The sequence below is a fragment of the Parafrankia soli genome (assembly GCF_001854695.1).
Classification (GTDB): Bacteria; Actinomycetota; Actinomycetes; order Frankiales; family Frankiaceae; genus Parafrankia; species Parafrankia soli.
In genome coordinates this window covers 117,383-136,298 of record NZ_MAXA01000001.1, presented here as the reverse complement: position 1 = coordinate 136,298, position 18,916 = coordinate 117,383, and the positions used below count along the sequence as shown (strand labels likewise).

General features: G+C 73.3%; 16 protein-coding genes and 1 tRNA gene. 7 read left to right on the top strand and 10 right to left on the bottom strand.

Annotation, left to right across the window (positions count from 1 at the left end; translation table 11 throughout):
* Window position 1: 1 nt before the first annotated feature.
* The 3 genes from BBK14_RS00550 to BBK14_RS00540 all read left to right on the top strand — a co-directional run bounded on the left by BBK14_RS00550 (window position 2) and on the right by BBK14_RS00540 (window position 3,744).
* Window positions 2-1,999, top strand: coding sequence for a vWA domain-containing protein (locus BBK14_RS00550; protein ID WP_071059247.1), 1,998 nt, complete (start codon window positions 2-4; stop codon window positions 1,997-1,999).
* 77 nt (window positions 2,000-2,076) lie between these two features.
* Window positions 2,077-3,192 (top strand): trypsin-like serine peptidase, encoded by a 1,116-nt coding sequence (locus BBK14_RS00545; protein WP_241831010.1) that lies wholly within the window; start codon window positions 2,077-2,079, stop codon window positions 3,190-3,192.
* A gap of 42 nt (window positions 3,193-3,234) precedes the next feature.
* Window positions 3,235-3,744, top strand: coding sequence for a hypothetical protein (locus BBK14_RS00540; protein ID WP_241831009.1), 510 nt, complete (start codon window positions 3,235-3,237; stop codon window positions 3,742-3,744).
* On the opposite strand, the gene BBK14_RS00535 is transcribed toward BBK14_RS00540, so the two are convergent.
* A complete protein-coding gene (locus tag BBK14_RS00535; RefSeq protein ID WP_071059239.1) occupies window positions 3,719-4,657 on the bottom strand; it encodes an alpha/beta fold hydrolase in 939 nt (312 codons plus the stop codon). The two genes, BBK14_RS00540 and BBK14_RS00535, sit on opposite strands and share 26 nt — an antisense overlap.
* A 219-nt stretch (window positions 4,658-4,876) precedes the next feature.
* Between BBK14_RS00535 and BBK14_RS00530 the strand changes: the two genes are divergently transcribed.
* Both BBK14_RS00530 and BBK14_RS00525 read left to right on the top strand, forming a co-directional pair.
* Complete coding sequence (locus BBK14_RS00530) at window positions 4,877-6,493, top strand: MBOAT family O-acyltransferase (protein WP_071059237.1); 1,617 nt, start codon at window positions 4,877-4,879, stop codon at window positions 6,491-6,493.
* A 276-nt stretch (window positions 6,494-6,769) separates the two neighbouring features.
* Entirely contained in the window at window positions 6,770-7,903 is a 1,134-nt protein-coding gene (locus BBK14_RS00525) for an SGNH/GDSL hydrolase family protein (RefSeq protein WP_241831008.1), read from the top strand.
* An 88-nt stretch (window positions 7,904-7,991) separates the two neighbouring features.
* Here the strand turns inward: BBK14_RS00525 and BBK14_RS00520 are convergent, their stop codons facing one another.
* A complete protein-coding gene (locus BBK14_RS00520) occupies window positions 7,992-8,378 on the bottom strand; it encodes a hypothetical protein (protein ID WP_020458466.1) in 387 nt (128 codons plus the stop codon).
* A gap of 109 nt (window positions 8,379-8,487) precedes the next feature.
* Between BBK14_RS00520 and BBK14_RS00515 the strand changes: the two genes are divergently transcribed.
* Entirely contained in the window at window positions 8,488-8,715 is a 228-nt protein-coding gene (locus tag BBK14_RS00515) for a DUF4287 domain-containing protein (RefSeq protein ID WP_071059233.1), read from the top strand.
* Window positions 8,716-8,834: 119 nt separating this feature from the next.
* Window positions 8,835-9,242, top strand: coding sequence for a PPOX class F420-dependent oxidoreductase (locus BBK14_RS00510; RefSeq protein WP_071059231.1), 408 nt, complete (start codon window positions 8,835-8,837; stop codon window positions 9,240-9,242).
* Between the two features lie 149 nt (window positions 9,243-9,391).
* On the opposite strand, the gene BBK14_RS00505 is transcribed toward BBK14_RS00510, so the two are convergent.
* The 8 genes from BBK14_RS00505 to sppA all read right to left on the bottom strand — a co-directional run bounded on the left by BBK14_RS00505 (window position 9,392) and on the right by sppA (window position 18,745).
* Window positions 9,392-10,189, bottom strand: a complete 798-nt coding sequence (locus BBK14_RS00505) for a Bax inhibitor-1/YccA family protein (protein WP_071059229.1) — start codon at window positions 10,187-10,189, stop codon at window positions 9,392-9,394.
* Window positions 10,190-10,543: 354 nt separating this feature from the next.
* A tRNA-Leu gene (locus BBK14_RS00500) sits at window positions 10,544-10,618 on the bottom strand.
* 1,784 nt (window positions 10,619-12,402) lie between these two features.
* Complete coding sequence (locus tag BBK14_RS00495; RefSeq protein ID WP_071059227.1) at window positions 12,403-13,191, bottom strand: uracil-DNA glycosylase; 789 nt, start codon at window positions 13,189-13,191, stop codon at window positions 12,403-12,405.
* Window positions 13,188-14,144: a Ppx/GppA phosphatase family protein gene (locus tag BBK14_RS00490; protein WP_071059225.1), complete on the bottom strand. Its 957-nt coding sequence runs from the start codon at window positions 14,142-14,144 to the stop codon at window positions 13,188-13,190. The genes BBK14_RS00495 and BBK14_RS00490 overlap by 4 nt, the downstream gene beginning before the upstream one ends.
* Window positions 14,141-14,770: a DUF501 domain-containing protein gene (locus BBK14_RS00485; protein WP_198541128.1), complete on the bottom strand. Its 630-nt coding sequence runs from the start codon at window positions 14,768-14,770 to the stop codon at window positions 14,141-14,143. Before BBK14_RS00485 ends, BBK14_RS00490 begins: the two co-directional genes overlap by 4 nt.
* A gap of 8 nt (window positions 14,771-14,778) precedes the next feature.
* Window positions 14,779-15,183 carry an FtsB family cell division protein gene (locus BBK14_RS00480; RefSeq protein ID WP_071059223.1) on the bottom strand — a complete coding sequence of 135 codons (405 nt, stop codon included), beginning with the start codon at window positions 15,181-15,183 and terminating at the stop codon, window positions 14,779-14,781.
* Window positions 15,184-15,190: 7 nt separating this feature from the next.
* Entirely contained in the window at window positions 15,191-16,474 is a 1,284-nt protein-coding gene (gene eno / locus BBK14_RS00475; RefSeq protein WP_071059434.1) for a phosphopyruvate hydratase, read from the bottom strand.
* A gap of 315 nt (window positions 16,475-16,789) precedes the next feature.
* Window positions 16,790-18,745 carry a signal peptide peptidase SppA gene (gene sppA / locus BBK14_RS00470; RefSeq protein WP_071059221.1) on the bottom strand — a complete coding sequence of 652 codons (1,956 nt, stop codon included), beginning with the start codon at window positions 18,743-18,745 and terminating at the stop codon, window positions 16,790-16,792.
* Window positions 18,746-18,916 lie beyond the last annotated feature (171 nt).

Genomic DNA, 18,916 nt, shown 5'->3' with positions numbered 1-18,916 from the left:
GGTGAGTTCCGGACAGTTCCGCTACGGCCCATGGGACGGCGGGCCGGACCCGCTGGCCTCCCCGTTCTCCGCGACCGACGCCATGGACGAGATGTCCCGGCAGATCCTCGAGGGGCGCACGCCCCGGGAGGCCCTGGAAAGCCTGCTGCGCCGGGGCATGCCGAACCGCCGCGGCCTGGACGACCTGCGCCGCGCGATCGAGCGCCGGCGCCGCGAGGCCCGCTCGCGCGGCCGGCTGGACGGCACCCTCGAGGAGGTCCGCCGGCTGCTCGACACCGCGGTCGGGCAGGAGCGGGCCGCGCTGTTCCCCGACCCGGCGGACGAGGCGCGGATGCGCGAGGCGGAGCTGGACGCGCTGCCGTCCGACCCGGCCCGGGCCGTGCGCGAGCTGGCCGACTACGACTGGCGCTCGCCGCAGGCCCGCGAGACCTACGAGCAGATCTCCGACCTGCTGCGCCGCGAGGTCCTCGACGCGCAGTTCCGCGGCATGAAGCAGGCGCTGCAGGGCGCCTCGTCCGAGGACATGGCCCGCGTGCGCGAGATGGTCCGCGAGCTCAACGAGCTGCTGGAGGCGGACGCCCGGGGTGAGGACGCCCAGGGCCGCTTCGACGAGTTCATGCGCCGCAACGGCGAGTTCTTCCCGGAGAACCCGCGCAACCTCGACGAGCTCGTCGACGTGCTCGCCCGCCGGGCCGCGGCGGCGGCGCGCCTGCTCGCCGGGCTGACCCCCCAGCAGCGCCAGGAGCTCGCCGACCTGATGTCCACCGCGATGGAGGACATGGGCCTGGCCACCGAGATGTCCCGGCTGTCGCAGGCGCTGCGGTCGGCCCGGCCGGGCCTGGACTGGGGCGGACGCTCGCGCGGGCGCGGCCGGGGTCGGTTCTCCGACGCGATGACCGGCGAGGAGCCGCTCGGCCTCGGCGACGCGACCAGCGCGCTCGAGGAGCTGGCGGAGCTCGACGACCTCGCGGCCTCACTCAGCCAGGACTACCCGGGCGCGTCCCTGGACGACGTCGACCCGGAGGCCGTCGAGCGCGCGCTCGGCCGTTCGGCCGTCGACGACCTGCGCAACCTGCAGCAGATCGAGCGGGAGCTCGAGCGGCAGGGGTTCGTCACCCGCCGCGCCGGAGCGCTGGAGCTCACGCCGCGGGCCGTCCGGCGCATCGGGGAGTCGGCGCTCGCGCGGATCTTCCGCGAGGTGGCGGCACGCGGGCGCGGCGACCACAGCCTCACCGACGCCGGCTCGGCCGGTGACCTGCTCGGGACGTCCCGGCGCTGGCAGTTCGGTGACACCCAGCCCATCGACGTCGTCCGCACGGTGCGCAACGCGGTGCTGCGCGGCGGGCCGCCGGGGCGGGGCCGGCGGATCCGGCTGGCGGTCGACGACTTCGAGGTCGCCGAGACGGAGCGGCGCACCAGCGCGGCCGTCTGCCTGCTCGTGGACCTCTCCTACTCGATGGCGCTGCGCGGCACCTGGGGGGTGGCGAAGTCGACCGCGCTCGCACTGCACACCCTGGTGGCCACCCGGTTCCCGCAGGACAAGGTGCACATCGTCGGCTTCTCCGACTACGCCCGCGAGCTGCGCCCGGTCGAGCTCGCCGGGCTCGACTCGGAGATGGTCCAGGGCACGAACCTGCAGCACGCGCTGCTCATCGCCGGACGGCTGCTGCGCCGCTACCCGGACTCCGAGCCGGTGATCATGGTGGTGACGGACGGCGAGCCCACAGCCCACCTGCAGCGCAACGGCACGCCGTCCTTCTCCTGGCCGCCGCTGCCCGAGACACTGGAGCTGACGCTCGCCGAGGTCGACCGGCTGACCCGCCGCGGCGTCACGATCAACGTCTTCATGCTGGACGACGAGCCCCGCCTGGTGCGCTTCGTCGAGGAGATGGCCCGCCGCAACGGCGGGCGGGTGCTCTCCCCGGACCCGTCCGCGCTGGGCAGCTACGTCATCCGGGACTACCTGCGCTCCCGCGGCTCACGGCGCGTCGCCCGCTGAGCCCCGGGTCGGCCGGCGAACCACCCGACCCAACATGAGCACCATGAGTTATCAACCTGCTACCGTGCGCACTCGTGGTGGCAGAGCGCGGACGCGGCGACGGACTCGGAACCCCCCGGCGCCGGCGGTGGGTCGCCGCGGCCGCGGTGGCGGCGGCACTGTGCTCGGTCGCCCCGACCGTCCCGACGCTGGCGGCCGCCGCCGCCGGTGACCTCCCGGCCGGCGGTGCCACCGAAGCCGTCCCGCCCGCGCCCTTCTCGGACCTGCCCGGCCCCTTCGCCGGCCCGTACTCCGAACCGCTCGGACGTCCCTACGCCGAGCCGATGTCGGCGCCGGTCGCGGCGAGCCCCTACGAGCAGTCCCGGATCGAGCGGTACTGGTCCGCCGACCGGCGCGCCCGGGCGCAGACGGCGGACGCGGCCGAGCGCGGCGACCGGCCGGCCCCGTCCGCACTGGAAGGGGCCGCCACGGCCGGCGAGGCCCAGCGCGACGCCACGCCGCCGCCGCCGAGCACCGGCGCCCCCTACGTCTACGGCGGGCTGGCGACGAAGACGGTCGGCCGGCTGTTCACCACGCTGCGCGGTGTCGACTACGCCTGCTCGGCGACGGTCGTGTCCAGCCCGGGCCGCGACCTGGCCGTGACCGCGGGCCACTGCCTGCACCAGGGCACGGGCGACCAGTTCGCGACGAACGTCGTCTTCATGCCCGGATACTCCGAGGGACGGATGCCGTACGGGCTGTGGACAGCCCGCCGGATCACTGTCACCCCGGGCTGGGGCCTGGACGGGGACTTCGACTACGACACCGGGTTCGTCCTGTTCAACGCGCGCGGGGGCCGTCACGTCGAGGACGTCGTCGGCGCCCAGCGCATCGCCTTCAACCAGCCCCGCACCTTCGCGCAGTACGCGTTCGGATACCCGCGGCTGGCGCCCTACGACGGCAACCGGCTGGTCTACTGCGCCGGGGCTCCCTCCCCCGACCCGTACGGGACGGTGTCGCTCGGGCTGAACTGCGACATGACCGGTGGCGCCAGCGGCGGACCGCTGATCATCGGGCTCGGCCGGGCCGGGCCCGGGGCCGGCTGGGTCGACAGCGTGGTCAGCTACGCCTACGTCGGCGAGTCGCAGACCATCTACGGCACCTACTTCGGGCGGGCGATCGAGCTGCTGTACTACCAGGCGATGGAGCTCTGACCGCCGCGGCGGGACCCCGAAGGTGGACCCGAAGGTGGAGTCGTGCCGCCCCACGGCGGGCGCCCCGCCGGCGCTGGATACGGTCTCGACATGCCGCACTCGGGCAGCTTCGGGCTCTTCCTCACCCTCCACGTGCTCTCGGCCGTCCTGCTCGTCGGGCCGCTCTGCGTCACGACCGCCGCGGCTCCCGGGCTGGTGCGGACGGGCCCGGCCGGCCTGCCCAGGATGCGCGCCGCCGTGCGGACGACCAGGTACTACCCGCCCGCGACCATCCTGATCGTTCTTTTCGGGCTGGTGATCGTGCGGCAGGGGTCGTTCGGCAGCGTCCGCGGGTTCGGCGACCCGTGGCTGGCGGCGTCGATCGTGCTGTGGCTCGCGGCGGTCTCGATCACGATGACCGTGGTCGCGCGGAACCTGCAGAAGGCCGTCCACGAGATCGAACGCGGCGGTGACGCGCGCCGCCAGCTCCCGATGATCACCATCGGGGCCGCGGCCGCCGTCACCTGCTGGGTCGTGGTGATCGCGCTCATGGTGGTGAAACCGGGGTCCTGACCATGCTGTCCGGGGCCCGCGTGCGCGCCGCATCCGCGCGCACGGTCTCGCCGTGGTGCGTGACGTCCTCCAGCCGGTCCAGCAGCCGGCTCCAGATCTGTCTGGGCAGGTCGTGCCCCATCCCGTCAATCTCCATCAGCTCCGCGGACGGGATCGCGGCCGCGGTCAGCCGTCCACCGCGGACGGGGATCAGCGGATCGAGCGTGCCGTGTACGACGAGGGCCGGCACCCGCAGCGCGCGCAGCGCCTCGGTGCGGTCCGGCGCCACCAGGACGGCGGCGAGCTGCCGGGCGACCCCCGCGGGGTTCTGCCGCCGCTCCCAGAGCACCGCCGAGCGGGTGCGCAGCCATTCGACGTCGAGCACGAACTCCGGCGAGCCGATGACCCGGGCGGACTCCTCGGCGGCGAGGACGAACTCCGCCAGGTTGGTCGGGCTGGGGCGCAGCAGCAGGTCGACCGCCTCGTCCGTCGGCTTCACGGTGGGATCGCCGGGGTGTGACATCACCGAGGTGATGCTGCGCACCCGCTCGGGGCTGGTCAGCGCGAGGATCTGCGCCACCATCCCGCCCAGCGAGAGGCCCAGGACGTGGGCGGAGTCGAGCCCGAGGACGTCCATCAGGCCCAGCGTGTCGGCGGCCAGGTCCTCGAGCCGGTAGGGCGCGAGCTCCGTCTCGCCGTTCACGATGGCCAGCAGGTCGGGCTCGCCGTGCCAGTCGAGGTGAGTGGAGTGGCCGACGTCCCGGTTGTCGAAGACGATCACCCGGTAGCCGCGCCGGACCATGCTCGCGAGCAGCTCGGGATGCCAACCGACGAGATGCTGTCCCATCCCGCTCACGAGTACCAACGGCAGTCCGTCCGGATCACCGTGCACCTCGACGGCCAGCTCGAGGCCGTTGACGGGAACGATTCTCATGCCCGGGACGGTAGCGACCACCCGGCCGTTTCGTCAGTGCACGGCCGCGAATCGGCTTCATGTCACCCGCGTCACACAGGGGTGATCCACGTGCCCTCGGGGTGACCCACCTCCCGCCCCGGGCCGGCCGGTGGCCCGTCGGGGAGCGCCGCACCGCCGCATCAACTACTTTCAGTAGTTGACTGTACTCTTTCCGTAGCAGACGCCGGGCGGTTGCGCGTGGTATTCCCAACGATCGAGTTCGCCGCGTTCCTGGTGGTCGTCATGGCCGTCTCCTGGCTGCTCATGCCGGTCCCACTGCTGTGGAAACCGTTCATCCTGGGCGCCTCCTACTTCTTCTACGCCTACGCGGACGCCCGGTTCGTGCTGCTCATCGTCGCCTCCACCCTGATCAACCAGGCCGCGGCGGTCGCCATCCACCGCTTCCGGGACAGGCGAATCCTGATCGCCGCCATCGCCTGCGACCTCGGACTGCTGGGCTGGTTCAAGTACTACGGTTTCTTCGCGCTGTCCGTCGACCGGGCCCTGCAGGATGTCGGGCTGCCCGCACCGCTGCCGCTGCTGCAGGTCGCGCTGCCGATCGGAATCTCGTTCTTCACGTTCCAGGCGCTGTCCTACGTGATCGACGTGTGGCGGGGCGACATCCGCCCGGTGTCACTGATCGACTTCGCCGTCTACGAGGCGTTCTTCCCGCACCTCGTCGCCGGGCCGATCGTGCGGGCCAGCGAGTTCACCCCCCAGCTCACCGCGCCGCGGGACCCGCGCCAGGTACAGGCGACCAGGGCGGTCTTCCTCATCGCGGGCGGACTGGTGAAGAAGGTCGTCCTCGCGGACCTGCTCGCCACCCGCATCGTCGACCCGGTCTTCGACGCACCGGGACAGCACTCCTCCGGCGAGATCGCGGTGGCGGTCTACGGCTACGCCGTACAGATCTACTGCGACTTCTCCGCCTACTCGGACATCGCGATCGGCGTGGCCCTGCTGCTCGGCTTCCGCTTCCCCGACAACTTCGACCGCCCCTACACGGCCACCAGCCTCCAGGACTTCTGGCGCCGATGGCACATGACGCTGTCCCGGTGGCTGCGCGACTACGTCTACCTCCCGCTGGGCGGAAACCGCGCGGGCCGCCGCCGGACGTACGTCAACCTGATGATCACCATGGTCCTCGGTGGACTCTGGCACGGCGCCGCGTGGACGTTCGTCGTCTGGGGCGCCCTGCACGGCGGCGGACTCGCCGCCGAACGCGCCTGGCGCGCCCGCCGCGACGGCCGACCGCGCCCGGTGGACGGATTCGGCGGCGGCGGTACCGGTGACGTCGGCGGCGGTGGGGTCGGTGGAGTCGGTGGAGTCGGTAGGCCGATGGTGCCCGCGCCGGCCCGGTCCCTGGAGGTGCCGGTGGGCGCCCTGGCGGACCGGTCGGGCCCCACCGGCGCGGCCGTCGCGGTCGGCGGCGCCGCCCCGGTCGCGGTCACCGTCCCGATGCACGGCCGGCGGCACACGTCACAGGCCTGGCTCGGACGTCTCGTTGTGTTCCACTTCGTCTGCGCGGCCTGGGTGCTGTTCCGGTCACCCGACCTCGCGACAGCCGGCGAGATCTTCCATCGCCTGCTCACCGCCGGCGGACCATCGCCCCTGGTGACGAACACCGTGCTGGTCGCCATAGCGGTCGGCCTCGGCACGGCCGCCGTCCCCCGGCCCTGGTGGATCCGGGCACAGCAGGCCTTCGCCGCCCGCCCACTGACCGTGCAGATCATCATGGTGGTCGCGTTCCTGCTGGTCATCTACACCTTCGTCGGTCAACAGGACGTCGCGCCGTTCATCTATTTCCGGTTCTGACGAAGCCCGCGCCCGCGCGTCATCCGCCTGCCGCACCCCGCACGCCGCACATCGGACGCACCAGGCGCACGGCCTGCACCGACAGTGATCATCACTTAAGGTAACCACCTGAGCACATAGAACTCGACAGTCTCGGGGGAGGCCATGACGCAGCGCGACGAGCCCGCGGCATCGGCGCCAACCGCGCCGGCTCCCCGCCGGGATGGCGACCGGCCGCCGACGGCCGCGCCCGGTGCACCGGCGCAGCCCGGCGTATTGGCTCCACGGACCCGTCCGATGACGCCGGAGGCCAGGTCACCGAGCGCGCCGACCGCTCCGGCGGCGCCCCCCACGGCTCCCCCTCCCTCCCCGCGCGCGAAGCCGCCCACGCCCGCGGAGCCCGCCAAACCCACGGAGCCCGCCACGCCGGCCGTGTCGGCCCGGCGGGCGCTGCTGTTCGTCGTGGCCTGCCTGGCCCTGCTGGCGGTCCTGCGCTCGGCCGCGATGGTGCACGCCGGTGAGGGGATGCCGCCCGGCACCACCCGGGACCTGGTGCTGGGCGTGGCCCGTCCGTTGGACGAGGTCACCTCGGCGCTGCGGCTCAACCAGCCCGACCGGCTGCTGACGAAGGCCTTCGGGCACCCCGACCCGACCGTGGGCAAGGCCGACGACTCCGAGCTCGCCGCCGCGGCCGCGCTCGCCGAGCCCGACGCCAACACCGGCACCGGCACCGGCACCGGCCAGGTCAAAGACCGAAGCCGGGACGGCGACGCGGCGGACGCGCTGCGCACCCCCACCCCCGCCGACCCGCTGCGAGTGCTGGTCACGGGTGACTCGTTGACCGAGTCGCTGGGACCGACGATCACAAAGACGGCACCGCCGGCGATCCGCGCCGAGACCGACACCCGATTCGGCACCGGCCTCGTCCGCCCGGACTTCTTCGACTGGGCCACCCACGCCCGTCACCAGGTCGCCGAGCGCGACCCCGAGGCGGTGGTGGTGGCGATGGGCGGCAACGACGGCCAGGGCATCACCCAGCCGGACGGCACGATCCTCCCGGCCGGCTCACCGCAGTGGGAGGCCGAGTACCGCCGCCGGGCGATCGTGCTGATGCGCATCTGGTCGGACGGCGGAACCCGCCGGGTGTACTGGCTCGGCCTGCCTCCCGCCCGCTCGACCACACTGAACGGGTACTTCGCACGGATGAACGAGGCGACCCGCGCGGCCGCCGACCGGGTTCCCGGGGCGCGCTTCCTGGACCTGCGGCCGACCCTGTCGGACGGCGGCGCCTACACCGACTATCTGACGGACGGCGGCGGCCACTCGGTGCTCATCCGCACCCGTGACGGCGTCCACCTGACCCTCGACGGCGCACGGCTGGCAGCGGGCCCGGTCCTGCACACACTCAGCGGAGACTGGCACCTGAGCTGACACCGGGCACCACAACGCACGGTCGGGACCAGCAGACCGGAACCAGCACAGCCGGGACCAGGCACGGCCGGGGTCGGCGGCGCCGGGGTCAGCGCGGCCGGAAGCCGAAACCCGGGCCGTCGAGATCGTTGCGGGCGGTGCTCACCGCGGTGAGCGCGCGGCCCATCAGATCGGCCTTCCGGCCCGGCGCGGCGGACCGGTCGGCCGAGGTGACGGCGTCGAGGAAGTCGTCCGCGAGGACGATGAGCTGGTCGGGCAGGGCGTGATCCGCCACCCGCGGCGGGCGGACGCCGAGCGGAGCGCCGCTGCCGGCCTGCCGGCCGAGCATGGCCAGCTCGTCGATCAGCGTGCGGAGCCGGGCGGCGCGCGTCTCCCCGGTGGGGATCCGCACGTCCCAGGAGGAGCCCGTCCAGCTCCGCACGCGGGAGAGCAGGAGGTTCGTCTGCCGGGACAGCTCGCGGACCGAATCCGACATCCGGGCAGGATACCCGACGATGGCACTCTCGGGTCTTGCTCAGACGTGTGGTATGAGGCACGCTCGCTTCATGGTCCGTTGACGTCGGGTTCAACCTCTGGAGGCGCGCATGTCGCAGTACCGCTCCCCGCAGATCCACCAGGGACTCATCGACCGCATGCCGAAGGCGACCGGACACGACGTCGGGCACTGGCTCGCCCGCCTGCACGACGGGCCTGGGCTGCTGCGCTTCTCGGAACGAGTGGGCTGGCTGCGGKACGCGCACAGCCTGCCGCACCGGTACGCGGCGGCCGTGGTGCACGAAGCCGACCTGCGTCGGCGCGCGATCCGCGTCTGATCGATGATCCCGGCCGGCGGCCGGGCGCGGGCCGGGCTGCCGGCCCGACCCGACCGCCGGCAGGATCGGTCCGGCGGGGCTGTCCGGCGGGCGCGGGCTCGCTGGACCAGAATGGCGGCGTGGATCTCGCCGCCGCCCGGGCCTTCGTCCTGGAGCATCATCGTGCCGTCCTGGGTACCACCCGCCGTGACGGCACCCCGCAGCTGTCTCCCGTGCTGGTCGGCGTGGAGGGCGACGCGCTGGTGATCAGCACCCGCGTCACCGCGCTGAAGGTCACGAACATCGAACGGGATCCGCGGGTGCACCTGTGTGTGCTCCCCGACGGCTTCTTCGGGCCGTGGGTGCAGATCAGCGGCACGGCCGAGATCATCCGGCTACCCGACGCCCTTGACGGGCTGGTCGCCTACTACCGCCAGATCTCGGGGGAGCACCCGGACTGGGATGACTACCGTGCCGCGATGGTGCGCGAGCAGCGCTGCCTGATCAGGGTCACGCCGACCACCGCGGGCCCGGACCGCTCCGGCTGAGGCCACCACCATGCACCGTTGCGGATCAGTGATCATTAGTGCTCACCAGCTCCGCAGCCGTCCCTTGCGGGGCGGCGGTCCCGGTCTGACCGGCCGGAGCCGTGCCGAGTTCCCGCTTCACGGCCACCTGCCCGCCGGGGCGTACGGGGCTACTGGCGGAGCTTGGAAAGCAGGCGCAGCAGCTCCAGGTACACCCACACGAAGCCGATCAGCAGACCGAACGCGGCCCGCCAGGCCTCCTCGCGAGGCGCGCCGGAGGCGACCGCCCGCTCGATGTAGTCGAAGTCGAGGATGAACTGCAGGCTGGCCACCGCGAGCACCGCGATGCTGAACAGGATGCCCAGCGGCGACGCGTCGTTGATCACGGGCAGGTGACTGCCGGACACGGCCCTGATGACGAGGTCGGTGACGCCAAGCAGCACCACGCCCAGTAGAGCGCCCGTGACGATCCGCGCCATACGGGGGGTGGCTCGGAGCCGCCGGCTGCGGTAGGCGACCAGCATGGCGATGAACACCAGCGCGGTGCCGAGCAGCGCCTGGAGCACGATGCCCGAGAACGCGGACTCGTAGAACCGCGAGACCCCGCCGACGAGCAGGCCCTCCAGCACGGCGAAGACCACCACGAGCGGCGGGCTGATCCGGCTGCGGAGCGAGATGACGAAGCTCAGCGCGAGCGCCGCGACGCCGGCCCCGAGCGCGATGCCCGGCGAGTCGGGCGAGAGGTACCAGCCGAAACCCGCGCCGACCAGCATCACCGCGAACACGCCGAGCGTGTGCATGACGACGTCGTCGAAGGTCAGCCTGTCGTGCACCGGGGTGGGCGGCAGGCCACCCGGCCACGGAGCAGGGCCGCCCTGCGGCCAGGGACCGGCCGGCGGGACCGGCGAACGGCTCTGACCGAAGCCCGACCGGGTGAACGCCGGGTTGGATGAACGCAGCTCTGCCATCGGGCCTGGACCTCCCCAGCGAGTCGCGGACGGGCCACCTGCCGCACGCGATCGCACAGTACAACGGCCACCGGATGACGACCGTTCCGCACCCGGTGCGCAACGTGATCCCGTCGGCAGGCCGGAGACGATCAGCCGATCGCCGGGTGGCGCAGCCCGGGGGCCTCGCCCATCGATCAGCAACAGAAGGGGCGAAAGGGACAGGAATGGACGCAATGCGCGTCCCAGTGGGAATCAGACCGTACGGAGGCGCCCTTCAGGCGAAGGGGGGCAAGACTGATCAGAGCCTGTCGACCGCCGCGCCTCGTAATCCCCCATGGGGGATTACGAGGCGCGGCGGTCGACATTGATGGGTGCCGGTGGTCGGAGTCGAACCGACACTCGAGCTGTTTTTAGGACAGCCTCCTCTACCTGTTGGGATACACCGGCTCGTTCACATCGCTGATGTTTCTACCACGCTACGTAGGGTCTGGGAATGACACATCGCAGGAAAAGTCGTGCGGAGAGGCCGGCACGGACGAATTCGTGACTCTTTGTGACGACGGTGACGCGGACGCCGCTCTCCCGCGGCGTGCGGTCACTCCACGGTTCGAATCCGGGAGGGGGCGGGGACGGCCACGGGCTCACCCATGACGCTCCCCCAGCCCCCCTCGGGCCCGTCTCCGGCCCGCCCCCCGCCGCACGCGCGAAGATCAAGAATACCGAATGTCCCGGTCCTTCCGACCCCCGCCCACGGACGGACGACGCTCCGCCCACCGGGGCCGGGCCGGAGCCAGGCTGGTGCCCGGCGGTCCGGCGCCACGCGTTCCCGCCGGCAGGCCGCCCACCGGCACCCGCCGTCCCGGCCGACCGGCGGGCCGGCAATCCCAGTCGTGGCGGTCGATCCCGCCAGGCGACCGCGGCCGCGCCCTCGCGCGCGAGGGCGCGGCCGCGGAGGCCGCCCGAGCGTCGGTTGCGGCGTGCGACCTGTCCACCGCCGGCCCGGCGACTCCGTGCCGAGCGCGAGCGCCGCCGCCGGGCCCGGCGGCGAGGATGACAGCGGGGCGTGTTCGAGGAGGGCCCTCCGGTGCGGCAGCGGCGGGTCGGACCGGTCCGACCCACCGGGCGAACCAGCCGGCCGGCTAGGTGGTGCGACAAAGCGCCCACCCGGGCGCGAAAGACGTCGCGCGCCGGGCGCCGGCGCGGCCCGGCGGCACCGTCCCAAACGATTCGAGTCGTTATCAGCGATGCGGCGAGGGAATCCGCACCCACGGCAGCCGCGTGAACGGCCACCGGCGCTCACGGCGCCAATCGGAATTCGGTACCAGTGCCGAGCAGAATCCTCCGGCATGCCCTCGATGTTGTTCTGCCGACACCGACCGGGGACGGCGGACCTATTTCGAAGGCCATTCAGCGGGCACCGGGAAGGCGGTCTCGGCTCCGACTCCGTCGAGGACGGCCCGCGGACGCGCGGACCAGGCCCGGCGGCCCCGACCCGGCCGGCCGTCTCCGGGTCGCCGGCCCTCCCCCGGCGTCTCCGCCGGGCCGCCCACCGGTGCCTGCGCGGTCCGCCGTTCCGGGGTGACGCTGGCCACACAGTGGCATCCCAACAGGCACCTGGAGGACACCTTCCGCATGGGATCGGAAGCGCAAAGCGACATCACGAGCGACCTGGACCCGGGGCCACCCGTCCTGGGCGAAGGGGGCCACGCGACCACCGCCGGACGCCACTCCCGGGCCGGACGGCCCGACCCGGCCCACCACGACGGCCGGCGGGTTCGCCGGTCGGTATCCCCGCAGACAATGAGATCCGCGGTAAACCACCTTCTCGACGAGGAAAAATGCGGCTGCCACGGGCAGACACGCCAAGCCTCGAAGACCACACCGAGCCTTCGCCGCACGACCCGTCCGTTAGTCTGATAGGCGGTCGCGGCGTGATCTGGCCCACTGTCCCCGCATACGGGAAGTCGTGCTCCCGCCGGATACGGTAATGGGCGTTTCCGCAAGACTCGACCTTCACCGTGGTTTCGGTCACCTGGCCGCGCGGCGATTCGCGGCCCCACGCAACGCGCCCCACCGAGGACGACCCGGGCTCCCGTCCGGGCGGCCCGGGACGTCACCGGAGCGAGCCGGGCGCCGGACGATTGCACGCCGGAGCCTCCCCGGAGCCGGCGCGCGGGACCACCGTCAGCTCGCGGGACCACCATCAGCTCCGCGGGGCCACGATGCCGCCATCAGCCCTTTTGGGCCACCGGATCGGCCACGGCGGCGGCGAGGACGGCGTCGAGCATCGGCTCGGTCAGCCGGCCGGTGAACGTGTTCTGCTGGCTCGGGTGGTAGCACCCGAGGACCCGCACCGGACCCGCGTCCGCCGTGACGCCGTGGCCGAACGGAACGCGCCGCGCCGGCGTCGGATAGCCGGCCCGCGCGAGCGCCGGCCACAGCGCGGACCAGGCGAATCCGCCCAGCACGACGATCGACCGCAGGGCCGGTCGCAGCAGTTCGAGCTCCCGGACCAGCCAGGGCCGGCAGGTGTCCCGCTCGGTGGGGGTGGGCTTGTTCGCCGGCGGCGCGCACCGGACGACGGCGACCACGCGCGCGCCGGTCATCCGCTGGCCGTCGCCGGCGGAGACGGAGGTCCCGAGGGCGGCCAGGCCGGCCCGGTGCAGCGCGGCGAACAGCCAGTCCCCGCTGCGGTCGCCGGTGAAGATCCGGCCTGTCCGGTTGCCGCCGTGCGCGGCCGGGGCGAGGCCGACAATCAACGTCCGCGCGTCGGCCGGCCCGAACGACGGCACCGGCCGTCCCCAGTAGGGTTGGTCGGCGAACGCGGCCCGGCGGACAGCGGCCACCTCCTCGCGCCATTCGACCAGCCGCGGGCAGGCCCGGCAGACCGAAATCCGCGCGTCAAGCTCGTCGCAGTCCGGCGCCGTCCCGGCGAGGGTCGCCACCTCCGGCCYGGAACGGGCGACGGGCGTGCCCGGGACGGCCGGGTCTCCGGGCCAGCCCGAGCCCGGCAGATTCACCGAGCCCCGGACTCGACCACTCCGCCCAGCGAGAGTGCGATGCCGTCGAGGATGTCCCGCTCGCTCGCGATCACCATGGAGGTTCCGGACCGCTCCATGAGGGTCCGCAGCACCAGTGCGCCGGCGGCGATGACGTCCACCCGCCCGGGGTGCATCACCGGCAGCGCGGCGCGCTGGGCGTGGGTCATCCCGAGCAGGCTCGCGGTGACGGCGGCCACGTCGGCGGCCGAGGTGACCATCAGGTGGATGCGGTCGGGATCGTAGGTGGGCAGGTCGGCCGCCAGTGCCGCGACGGTGGTCACCGTCCCGGCGACACCGACCAGGGTGGCGGCGGTGGTGATGGGCACGGTGCGCTCGGCCAGGTCGAACGCCGCGTGGACGTCGGCGACGATCGCGGCGATCTGCTCCGGTGCCGGCGGATCGGAGTGCAGGTGGCGTTCCGCCATGCGGACGCAGCCCACGTTGACCGAAATCGACTCCCGCACGCCCTCGGCGCCGCCGAGCACCAGCTCGGTCGAGCCGCCGCCGATGTCGGCCAGCAGGATCGGAGTCGCGACCCCGTCGAGATCGCCGATCGCGCCGGCGAAGGAGAGCGCAGCCTCCTCGCCACCGCTGATCACCTCGGGGTCGACACCCAGGATCGCGCGGACGCCGTCCACCAGCTCGGCACGGTTGCGCGCGTCACGGGTGGCGCTGGTGGCGACCATCCGGACGCGGGTCGCGCCGAGCCGGGTGATCTCGTCGGAGTAGTCGCGCAGCGCGGTGAACGTCCGGGCCAGCGCCTCGGGCGCCAGCTCACCGGTGCGGTCGACGCCGGCGCCGAGCCGGACGATCTCCATCCGGCGGGTCAGCTCGCGCAGCCGCCCACCGGAGCCGGCCGCCCCCTCGTCGAGCTCGGCCACGAGCAGTCGGATGGAGTTGGTGCCACAGTCGATCGCGGCCACGCGGGTCATCCGGCGGTCTCCTCTCGTCCCTGGCCGACGCGTGCCGCATGGCCGCGCGAGCCCCCCGGTTCCCCCGCACAGGATGCGCCGTCCGGCTCGACGCACGGCCCGCGGGCCCCCCAGTCGGCGAGCTGAGCGAGAGCCTCGTCACCGAACGGGTTGACTCCCGGGCCGGCGGCCAGGCTGTGGGCGACCAGCACGTGCAGGCACTTGACCCGGTCGGGCATCCCACCGGCGCTCGGGTTCCCGGGCAGGGTTCCGTGGGCGTCGCGGCGCGCCAGGTAGTCGCGGTGGGCGGCGCGGTAGGCGGCGGCGAGCCCGGGATCGGTCCCCAGCCGCGCGGTCATCTCCCGCATGAGGCCGGAGCCCTCCAGCCGCGAGATCGCCGCCGCCGCCCGCGGGCAGGTCAGGTAGAACAGCGTCGGGAACGGCGTGCCGTCCTCGAGCCGCGGGGCTGTCTCCACGACGTCCGGCAGCCCGCACGAACAGCGGTGCGCGACGTCGAGCACGGCCCGCGGCGGACGGCCGAGCTGGCGGTGCACGACGGCGAGCTCACCGCCCGCACCGTCCGTCCGGCCGGCGCCGTCTACAGCGCCCGCACCGTGTACACCATCCGCACCGTCTACACCGCCCACGCCGCCGCTCACGAGGGCGGCGCCGGAGTCGGAGTAGCCGGCGGTTCGTCCAGCTGTGACCACAGCCGGCCGTACCAGGACTGGTCGCCGGAGCCACCGGCCGCGTCTGCTCCGGGCTCCGCCGTCGGATGCGGCGCGGTGGGCATCAGGTACGACTTCTCCCCGGGCAGGACGAAGTGCAGCCGGCGGCGCGCCTCGTCCGCCACCCACAAGGGGTCGTCATAACGGGCCACCTCCGCGCGCAGGTCGTCGACTCTGGTCTGGCGCTGCGCGTTCGCCCGCGTGAGCTCGGAGATCTTCGCCTGCTGCTGCAGGTACAGCCGCAACGGATAGGCCAGGGTCAACACCAGGACGCAGATGACGACGGCCAGCAGCGTGGCCCTCGTCGTCAGCGCGGTACGCCGGACGGGCATGGTCGGCTCAGCCGGTGGTCGTCCGCCGCGGGAACGCGCCGGCTCCCGCGTACCGGGCGGCGTCGTCCAGCTCCTCCTCGATGCGCAGCAGCTGGTTGTACTTCGCCACCCGCTCGCTGCGCGCCGGGGCGCCGGTCTTGATCTGGCCGCAGTCGACGGCCACGGCCAGGTCGGCGATCGTGGTGTCCTCGGTCTCGCCGGAGCGGTGCGACATCATGCAGCGGTAGCCGCTGCGGTGCGCGAGGTTCACCGCGTCCAGGGTCTCGGTCAGGGTGCCGATCTGGTTCACCTTCACCAGCAGCGCGTTCGCCGCCCCCTCGGCGATGCCGCGGGCCAGCCGCTCCGGGTTGGTGACGAACAGGTCGTCGCCGACGAGCTGAACGCGGGCACCGAGCCGGGTGGTGATGCTCGTCCAGCCGGCCCAGTCGTCCTCGGCGAGCGGGTCCTCGATGGAGACGATCGGGTAGGAGTCGACCAGGTCCGCGTAGTAGTCGATCATCTGCTCGGCCGACCGGCCGCTGCCCTCGAAGGTGTAGGAGCCGTCGGCGAAGAACTCGGTGGAGGCGACGTCGAGCGCCAGCGCGATGTCGTCGCCGAGCCCGAAGCCGGCCTTGTCGATCGCCTCGGCGATCAGGTCGAGCGCCTCCCGGTTCGTCGGCAGGCTCGGGGCGAAGCCACCCTCGTCGCCGACGCCGGTGGCCAGGCCACGGCCCCTGAGCACGCTCTTGAGCGCCTGGTAGATCTCGGCACCCCAGCGCAGCGACTCCGCGAACGTGCCCGCGCCGATCGGCGCGATCATGAACTCCTGGATGTCGACGTTGGTGTCGGCGTGCGCCCCGCCGTTGAGGATGTTCATCATCGGCACCGGCAGCAGGTGGGCGCTCGGGCCGCCCAGGTACCGGAACAGCGGCAGGCCGCTGGAGGCCGCGGCGGCCTTGGCGACGGCGAGGCTGACCCCGAGCAGCGCGTTCGCGCCGAGGGCGGACTTGCCGGGCGTGCCGTCCAGGTCGATCAGGGTCGCGTCGAGCAGACGCTGCTCGGTGGCCTCCAGCTCCATGATGGCGGGGCCGATCCGGCCGATGACCGCCTCGACGGCCTTCGTGACGCCCTTGCCGCCGTAGCGGTCACCGCCGTCGCGCAGCTCCACGGCCTCGAAGGCACCGGTGCTGGCACCGCTCGGGACAGCGGCGCGGCCGAGGGTGCCGTCCTCCAGGACGACCTCGACCTCGACGGTGGGGTTGCCTCGGGAGTCGAGGATCTCACGGGCTCCGACAGCCTCGATGGACGGCACGGGCACGACCTTTCGATGGAGACGCGACCGGGGCACCGGCGCGGGACGGCATCTGCTGGCGGACAGAAACGACCGCTGGCGGACGGACGGGCACCGGGGATCCGCCGCGGCAGCCCGGCGGGCGCGGACCCGGGGCACGGGGACGAGCGGCGCCGTCCGGACGAACCGGTCGGTGCGAGACTACCGCCGCCCGCGCGCCACCGCGTCGCCTCCCGGTCGCGCCACGCGGGGACGTCCCGCCACCATCGTGACACCCCGATCACGCTCCGGGGTCGCGCAACCAGTGCGCGTTCTGCCCGGCCGGGCCCCGCGGGACTAACGGATCTCGCCGACCGGCGGCATCACCAGGGGGCCGGCACCCGGCAGGCCCGCCCGGGCCAGGCCAGCCCCCAGGAGCCGCTCGCCGACGAGCAGCGCGCCGCGCAGCCCGAGGCCGGCGAGCCCGGCGCCCAGCCCGGGTGCCAGCGCGGACGCCGCGGCCGGCTCCTCGCTGGACTTCGGCGCGCGCAGCCGGTCGAACACCGACGGCTTCGGCGTGAGCCGCACCCTGGGCGTCTCCCCCGCCGGCAGGCCGGCCCGGGCCCAGGCGAGGTCGATCGCGTGGGCCAGCCCGCCCAGCTCGTCCACCAGGCCGTGACGGTGGGCGTCGGCGCCCGTCCAGACCCGGCCGCGGGCGAGCTCGTGGGCGTCGCCGTGCGACATGCGGCGTGCCTGGGCGACCTTGTCCACGAAGTCGGCGTAGACGCGGTCGAGGAACTCGTCCAGCTTCGCCCGCTCGGCCTGGGTGAACGGCTGGCGTGGGGACATCATCAGCGCGTTCTCACCGGCGGCGACGGCGCCGAAGCCGATGCCGACCTTGTCGAACAGGTCGCGCACGACCTGCTTGCCGCCGAAGACACCGATGGACCCGGTCAGCGTTCCCGGGTTCGCGACGATCACGTCCCCCGCGAGCGCGACGAAGTACCCGCCCGACGCGGCCACCGAGCCCATCGAGACCACTACTGGACGGCCTGTGGATCGGAACCGTTCGATCTCCCGACGGACCACGTCCGAGGCCACATAGGAGCCTCCAGGGCTCTCCACCCGAAAGACCGCGGCGGCCACAGAAGGATCACGTGCGGCGGCGCGGAACGCTGCCGTGACGGCGTCGGCGGCCAACACCGGCCCCGAGAAGGGCATCGTGGCTCCGCCGAGGACCACCGGCCCGGTGCCGTGCACGAGCGCCACCACCGACGTGTGCGGATCGATCTCCGGCGGCACCACGTCCGCGCCCGCCCGCGACGGGCCCGCCGCGCCGGCCGGTCTCTCGTCCCCGGGACCACCGGCCGTTCCCGTGCGGGAACGGCCGGACTCGCGCAGGAAGATCGTCGCCGGCAGCGACGAGGCGAACGACCCGGCGCGGCGCACCGGCGACTCGGCCTTGCGGACGGCCGCCCGCCGGTAGGCGGAGACGTACCTCAGAACCGGTTCGACCGTCTCCCCGGCGTCATCGCCCGGGTCCCGGCCGGCCAGCGCGCGGGCTCGCTCCCGGGCGTACTCGTAGATCTCGTCGCGGTAGCCGATGCGGTCGACGAGGCCGACGGAGAGCGCCACGTGGCCGGCCAGCGGCGCGATATCGATCATGCGCCGGACCTGGTCGGCCGACAGGCCCCGGCTCTGCGCGATCCCGGCGACGATCTGCTCGGCGCTGGAGTCGACGATGCGGGCCAGCGCCTCCCGGTGGGCGGGGGTGAAGTCCCGCTCCACCAGCGTGTTCACCGCGTTCTTGTACTCGTGGCGCTGGCCGATCTCAACGGTGACACCGAGCCGGTCGAGCGCGTCGCGCACGAACGGGGTCTCCATCGCGACGCCGGTCAGGCCCAGGTCACCGGGCGGCGCGAGCCAGATCTCGTCGAACGCGCAGGCCAGGTAGTAGGCGACGGTGCCGCCGCCGAACTCGCCGAAGGTGTCCGCGTAGGCGTAGGCGGCCCCGCCGGAGGCCCGGAACTCGGCGACGGCGTCCCGGATCTCCTGCACCCGCGCCAGCGGCATCCCGCAGGCGGCGACGTGCGCCACGACGACGCTCGCGCGCTCGTCCCGAGCCGCTCGGCGCAGCCCGTCGACGATCTCCCGCAGGCCGGTCCGCCGGTGCGAGACCGCCGCCGTCAGCGGGTCCGTGGGCACGCCCTCGACCGGATCGGACGTCAGGTCGAGCTCGAGCACGATCGGGGCGTTGCGCCGCCGCGCGATCCGCTGGACGTCGGCGACCACCTGTCTGGGCGTTCCAACCATGCTCCGAGGCTAGACGCAAGGCCGGGTAATTCGGCGGGGCTGGTCGGGCGCGGCTGTTGTCCTGTCCCGGTAGATGCTTGCCACTGACGTCCCAGGTGATGGTTGACGGCGATCCTGCTCGGCCTTGTCGTGGCGCGGTCTCTGCGACCCGGGCTCATCCCGTCAGACAGG

What these genes read in the sequence shown, in the direction of transcription:
- BBK14_RS00535 (WP_071059239.1), bottom strand. Translation starts at nt 4,657, where the DNA reads ATGAGAATCGTTCCCGTCAACGGCCTCGAGCTGGCCGTCGAGGTGCAC.
- BBK14_RS00525 (WP_241831008.1), top strand. Translation starts at nt 6,770, where the DNA reads ATGACGCCGGAGGCCAGGTCACCGAGCGCGCCGACCGCTCCGGCGGCG.
- BBK14_RS00520 (WP_020458466.1), bottom strand. Translation starts at nt 8,378, where the DNA reads ATGTCGGATTCGGTCCGCGAGCTGTCCCGGCAGACGAACCTCCTGCTC.
- BBK14_RS00505 (WP_071059229.1), bottom strand. Translation starts at nt 10,189, where the DNA reads ATGGCAGAGCTGCGTTCATCCAACCCGGCGTTCACCCGGTCGGGCTTC.
- BBK14_RS00490 (WP_071059225.1), bottom strand. Translation starts at nt 14,144, where the DNA reads ATGACCCGCGTGGCCGCGATCGACTGTGGCACCAACTCCATCCGACTG.
- BBK14_RS00480 (WP_071059223.1), bottom strand. Translation starts at nt 15,183, where the DNA reads ATGCCCGTCCGGCGTACCGCGCTGACGACGAGGGCCACGCTGCTGGCC.
- sppA (WP_071059221.1), bottom strand. Translation starts at nt 18,745, where the DNA reads ATGGTTGGAACGCCCAGACAGGTGGTCGCCGACGTCCAGCGGATCGCG.